The 974-nt window shown below is 57.3% G+C and carries 2 protein-coding genes; one reads left to right on the top strand and one right to left on the bottom strand.

Going from position 1 to position 974, the window contains the following annotated elements:
* Positions 1–349 precede the first annotated feature (349 nt).
* On the top strand, positions 350–646 hold the full coding sequence (locus tag BSU04_RS01700; RefSeq protein WP_089158973.1) for a tyrosine-type recombinase/integrase: 297 nt from the start codon (positions 350–352) through the stop codon (positions 644–646).
* A gap of 26 nt (positions 647–672) precedes the next feature.
* On the opposite strand, the gene BSU04_RS01695 is transcribed toward BSU04_RS01700, so the two are convergent.
* The coding region (locus tag BSU04_RS01695) for a tyrosine-type recombinase/integrase (protein ID WP_179258170.1) at positions 673–974 on the bottom strand (302 nt) is incomplete at its 5' end.

The raw sequence follows: 974 nt of genomic DNA, 5'->3' as shown, positions 1-974 counted from the left end.
ATGCCCGGCTGCCTCCCACGCGCCCCGCCAGGACCTGACCATGCGCGCTAGTTGCCGCCGCACCTGTTTCCGCGCACGTTTGCCTTCCTCGACGAGGCTAACGCGGCTGGGCTCGCGCCATCAATCTGCGATCGCTTCAGAATATGCCAAACCTGCGGGTTACTGGCCTGCCGACGCGTACTCTTCTGAGTCTTTCACCTGCCAGGCTTCTCTTGATCGCTGGAAATCTGTTTGCCTTCGCCCGTGCTGGACAGCAGAAATTATCGCCGTGGTCATTCAACGCCCATAGCGGTCACTGCCTGCGGAGCGGCTTAGTACAAATGGTTTTTTAGTTACCGCTCGCGGACTGATGTTCATCGGCTCCGTTATCCCTCTGCGGCCGCGATCGCTAACCAAAAAATCCTCTGCCTTATATCGTGCAAGATATAAGCGCCATACGACAGCGATGGATTTGTTGCAACAAGGTGTGGACCTATCAGTAATCGCCCTTTGGCTTGGTCATGAATCGATTGAAACCACGCAGGTCTATCTCGACGCCAACCTCACCTTGAAGCAGGCAGTTCTGGACAGGACCATACCCCCTCAAGGCACGCCGGGGCGGTATCGACCAGATGACGAATTGTTGGCATTCTTAAAGGGCCTGTAGGCTATAACTATGTCCCGCGTCGCGCGCTATCGGCCGATGTCCTGCCAGGCTCGTGCGCTACGGGACATAGTTCGGAGCAGGACATAGTCAAGCTTCTTGTGCCCAAGCATGACTTGAATCACGCGGATATCGACCTTCTGTTCCAGTAGATGAGTGGCAAAGCTATGGCGCAAAGTGTGCATGGACACGCGCTTGTCGATTCCGGCGGCCTCGGCGGCCGCATGGATCGCCCGGTTGAGTTGACGGGTGCTGAGAGATTCAATCGGGTTGAGCCCGGGAAAGAGCCAGCCGCCGTCGAGCATCTTGCCTTGGGCTCGAGCCACTCGCC

It is taken from the genome of Caballeronia sordidicola (assembly GCF_002220365.1).
Classification (GTDB): Bacteria; Pseudomonadota; Gammaproteobacteria; order Burkholderiales; family Burkholderiaceae; genus Caballeronia; species Caballeronia sordidicola_C.
This window is presented reverse-complemented; position numbering and strand designations above follow the sequence as displayed.

What these genes read in the sequence shown, in the direction of transcription:
- BSU04_RS01700 (WP_089158973.1), top strand. Translation starts at nt 350, where the DNA reads ATGTTCATCGGCTCCGTTATCCCTCTGCGGCCGCGATCGCTAACCAAA.